This window comes from Methylobacterium sp. WL69 (genome assembly GCF_008039485.1).
GTDB lineage: Bacteria > Pseudomonadota > Alphaproteobacteria > Rhizobiales > Beijerinckiaceae > Methylobacterium.
This window is the reverse complement of record NZ_VRUZ01000161.1, coordinates 1-4,303: the sequence shown is the minus strand read 5'-3', so window position 1 is coordinate 4,303 and position 4,303 is coordinate 1. Positions and strand designations below refer to the sequence as shown.

The window sequence follows — 4,303 nt, the reverse complement described above, 5'->3', positions numbered from 1 at the left end:
CCCTCCAGCAGGGCCGCCACGGTGAGGACCGGCGCGGCGTCGGGCGCCCCGGGCGCCAGTTCGGGTGAGACGAGGAGCGCCTTGGCGGCGGCGTCCGCGAGGCAGACGGCGACGCGGTCGGCCGGGGCCTCGGCGTCGAAGGGCAGCCAGGCGGCGCCCGACAGGGTGATGCCGATCTGCGCCACGAGGAGGTCGGGCCCCCGTGCCATCCACAGGCCGACGACGTCGCCGGGGCCGATGCCGCGATGCGCCAGCCCCCGAGCGATGGCGCCGGCCCGCGCCTCGACCTCGGCGTAGGTGAGGGCCGGGTGGGTGCCGTCGGCGTTCGGGTGCGCGCCGTCGACGAGGGCCGGATGGTCCGGCCGGGCGGCGGCGCTGGCGCAGAAGATCTCGCCCAGGACCTCGTCGCGGATGAGGTCGGGGCGGGCCTCCCCGCGCAGGACCGCCTTGCCGTGCAGGATGTCCTTGCCCTGCAGGGTGTCCTGCCCGGACGCGATCCCCTGGCGCGCGGGCCCCTCCGCCGGGGGCCGGGCCATCTCGGCGAGACTGGTCATCCACTGCTCCGCTGCCGATCCCCGGCCCGCTGACGCAGCGAGCCTCGGAATGCGCTTCGTTGGCCGGTAAGGCACCCGGATCACGCCGGAATCGCGGCGCTTTTCGAAGTTCGGCAGCGCTCTACCACGTTTGGGCGGTCAGGAACCGGGCGTGATGCGAAGCCGTAGTGCGGACGGTCCGTGTCAGGCCCAGCGCCACCGGCCGTCCTCGAGGACGAGGACGCCGCCCTGGCGGATGCCCATGCGCGGCGCCTCGCGGATGCCGAGGCAGCCCCGGATCACCAGGATCGCCCGGGCGACGCCGCCATGGGCGACGATGCAGGCCGGGCCATCGAGGGCGGTCAGCGCCGGGGCGACCCGCTCCACCAGCATGGCGTAGCTTTCAGCCCCCTCGCCCGGCGGCCGGTAGCCCCAGCGGTCGCGGTCCCGCGCCAGGGCCCGGGCCGCGTCCCGGCGCCGGATCTCGGCCCAGGTCGAGCCCTCCCAGGTGCCGAAGCTGATCTCCTTCAGGCGCGGATCGGTGCGGTAGGCCTCCGGCGCCAGGTCGAGGCGGGCGCGCAGGGCCTCCATGGTGCGGCGGGTGCGGGCGAGGGGACTCGCGACGAAGTCGAGCCGGGGCAGGTCCGTGCCCGCCGCCCGCCCGAGGCGGTCGGCCGCCTCGTCGGCCTGGCGCAGGCCCTCGGCGTTGAGGGCGATGTCGCGCTGGCCCTGGAGCCGGCCTTCCGCGTTCCAGTCGGTCTGGCCGTGGCGGACGACGTAGAGGGTCGGGGTCATGGGGCGCGCTCCCACGCGGGCGCGCCGCCCCCCAGGCGGGGCGGGCCGCCCCCCAGGCGGGGCGGGCCGGAACGGCCGCGCTTGCGGACCGTTGTCGGTTTCAAGGTCTTGCCCGGTTTGAAGGTCTTGCTCGGTTTCAAGAGCCTGCACGCCCCGATCGTCAGCGAACGAATTTCCATATGCCGCACAAGCACATCAAGCCGGCGTCCGGCAAGTCCGGCAAGTCCGGAACGAACGGCTCCGGGGCGGGTGAGCCCGGTCGAACGGTGGCGGAGGAGGGCGGTTCCCGCAAGCCGCGCAAGGCCTCCGGCCCTGACGCAACCCCCGGGATCGTCACCGTCGCGCCGGGGCGCGCCTTCGATCTCGCCGCCGTCGATGCGGACGCCGATGGCGGCCTCGACAAGGCGGCGGCCAAGCAAGCCCTGATCGTGGAGCGCGCCCGCATCGTGTCCCTGCAGGAGCGGCTCTACGCCGAGGGCGCGCGCAGCCTCCTGGTGGTGTTCCAGGCCATCGACACCGGTGGCAAGGACGGCACCATCCGGGCGGTGTTCGAGGGGGTGAACCCGCAGGGGTGCCGGGTGTGGCCGTTCAAGGTGCCGAGCGCCGAGGAGGCCGCCCACGACTTCCTGTGGCGCTACCACGCCAAGACGCCGGGGCGCGGCATGATCGGGGTGTTCAACCGCAGCCATTACGAGGACGTGCTGGTGGTGCGGGTGAAGAACTTCGTCTCCGAGCCGGTCTGGCGGGCGCGCTACGGCCAGATCAACGATTTCGAGCGCATGCTCGCGGCCGAGGGCACCACGATCCTGAAGTTCTTCCTCCACATCTCCAAGGACGAGCAGAAGCAGCGCCTGGAGGCACGCATCGCCACCCCGGAGAAGCACTGGAAGTTCGACCCCGCCGACCTCGTCGAGCGCGAGGCCTGGGACGCCTACCAGGCCGCTTTCGCCGACGCGCTGACGCAGTGCTCGACGCGCGAGGCGCCCTGGCAAGTGGTCCCGGCCAACCGGAAGTGGTTCCGCAACCTCATGGTGGCCCGCACCATCGCCGACACCCTGGAGGCCATGGACCCGCGGTTTCCGGAGGCGCAGCCGGGCGTGGCCCGGATGAGTGTGCCGGAGTGATCCCGTGCTGTTATAAAGCCCGGAGGTAGGTCCTTCTCCTCGCCGAGCCGTAGGGGCCGATGGGAGCGCGCCCATGCTGGCTGTCCGTGACGTCGCCGTATCGGGATACCGCTCCCTGCGCGCGATCCGCTTTCCGGTGGGGGCTCTCTCGGTCTTCATCGGTGCCAACGGCGTCGGCAAGACCAATCTCTACCGGGCGCTGGAATGCCTGCAATCGGCCGCCGCCGGTACCCTGATCCGGGATCTCGCCGCCGAGGGCGGCATGGAATCCGTGAGCTGGGCCGGGGAGCGCAAGCGTCACGAGTCGGCTCGCATCCGCTGGAGCGTCGAACTCGCCGACTCGGCCAGCGGCCTGGCGTATGATTATGCCGTCGAGGTCGGCTTCAAGCCGCTCAAAGGGGCGGCCGGCTTTCCCCTGGAGCCCGACCTCAAGACCGAGCGGCTTCGCCTGATCTCGGGCCGGCGGCCCGCGACGATGCTCGATCGCGACGGTCCGGGGGGCTTCCTGCGTGACGCGGAGGGGCGCAAGCGCAGTCTCGGGTGCGATCTGCTGCCATCCGAGACCGTCCTCGGCACCCTCCAGGATGCCGGTGCCTATCCGGAACTCCATCAGGTGCGCAGCGCCCTGGCGGCCTGGCGCTTCCACCACGATTTCCGGACCGACGCCGCCTCGGCTTTGCGCCGGCCCTGCCTCGCGGTGACGGCCCCCACCCTGTCATCGGACGGCTCGGACCTCGCGGCCGTGTTCGCCACCCTCGCCCATATCCGGGGTGACACCGCCGACCTCGCGGCCGCCGTCGACGACGCCTTTCCGGGGGCCCGGCTCGACCTTCCCCTGCCGGGGCGCGAGGCGCGGTTCGGGATGGTGTTTCCCGACTACCCGAAGCGGGTCTTCGAGGCCGCCGAACTCTCCGACGGGACGCTGCGGTTCCTGGCCCTCGCCGGCGCTTTGTTCGCCTACCGGCTGCCGCCCTTCGTCGCCCTCAACGAACCCGAGACCAGCCTGCATCCGGACCTGCTCGCCCCCCTTGCGCGCATGATCGTCAAGGCCTCCGAGCGCACGCAGATCTGGCTCGTGACCCATTCCGAGCGCCTGGCCGACGCGATCGTCGCGCAGGGCGGCACGCGGCCCCACCGCGTGATCAAGCGGGAGGGCGCGACCTGGATCGAGGGGCTGAAACTGTTCGGCGATTTCGCGGATGACGCGTAAGGCGAAGGGTTCCTCGCCGATACGGCCGTGCCGGCCGACCGAACTTGCCGACCACCATCGAACGGCCTATTGATTAGCATCCTAACTATAGGGAGCCCATCATGTCGGACCCGCTGACGCTCTTTGCCCGTATCTCGCCCAAGCCCGAGCATCGCGCCGCCGCCCGTGACGCCGTGCTGGACATCCTGGCGGTCACGCGGTCCGAACCGGGCTGCCGCCGCTTCACCCTGCACGACGACCGGAACGGGGGCGGAGATCTCTATCTCTACGAGGTCTGGGACGACGAAGCGGCGCTGGCCGCCCATCATGCCCAGCCCTATACGCGCGCCGTGTTCGACCGGTATCGGACGTGGCTGTCCGAGCCGGTCGAGATCACGCGGCTGCGCGCGATCGGTTGAGGCGCGCGCGTGTTCTTCCTGAAGGACCTTCCCACGCGGCAGATGCTGCAGAGCTACGGTGAGCGCTACCCGGGCATGGACGCCGAGGCCGTCGCCGGGGCGCTCCGGCTCCTGCGGCGCGGGAGCCTGCTGATGCGCGCGCTGGAGGCGTATTTCACGGCCCACGCGCTCTCGCAGACCCGGTTCCTCGTCCTGATCGTCATCGATCGCGAGCCGGGGCATGACCGGCGAGATCCTCCACGT

The 4,303-nt window shown here is 71.7% G+C and carries 6 protein-coding genes; 4 read left to right on the top strand and 2 right to left on the bottom strand.

Translation table 11 applies throughout. From position 1 onward, the window contains the following. Both FV218_RS21930 and FV218_RS21925 read right to left on the bottom strand, forming a co-directional pair. The coding region (locus tag FV218_RS21930) for an AMP-binding protein (RefSeq protein ID WP_147711543.1) at positions 1–554 on the bottom strand (554 nt) is incomplete at its 3' end. Between the two features lie 183 nt (positions 555–737). After that, on the bottom strand, positions 738–1,328 hold the full coding sequence (locus tag FV218_RS21925) for a histidine phosphatase family protein (RefSeq protein WP_056095897.1): 591 nt from the start codon (positions 1,326–1,328) through the stop codon (positions 738–740). Positions 1,329–1,507: 179 nt separating this feature from the next. Here FV218_RS21925 and FV218_RS21920 point away from each other — a divergent pair, with 179 nt between their 5' ends. The 4 genes from FV218_RS21920 to FV218_RS21905 all read left to right on the top strand — a co-directional run. Continuing rightward, positions 1,508–2,452, top strand: a complete 945-nt coding sequence (locus FV218_RS21920; RefSeq protein WP_147711542.1) for a polyphosphate kinase 2 family protein — start codon at positions 1,508–1,510, stop codon at positions 2,450–2,452. Positions 2,453–2,525: 73 nt separating this feature from the next. After that, positions 2,526–3,662, top strand: coding sequence for an AAA family ATPase (locus tag FV218_RS21915; protein ID WP_147711541.1), 1,137 nt, complete (start codon positions 2,526–2,528; stop codon positions 3,660–3,662). A gap of 101 nt (positions 3,663–3,763) precedes the next feature. Beyond that, positions 3,764–4,060, top strand: coding sequence for a putative quinol monooxygenase (locus tag FV218_RS21910; protein ID WP_147711540.1), 297 nt, complete (start codon positions 3,764–3,766; stop codon positions 4,058–4,060). 9 nt (positions 4,061–4,069) lie between these two features. Next, a partial coding sequence (locus tag FV218_RS21905) for a hypothetical protein (protein WP_210246137.1) occupies positions 4,070–4,303 on the top strand: 234 nt, incomplete at its 3' end.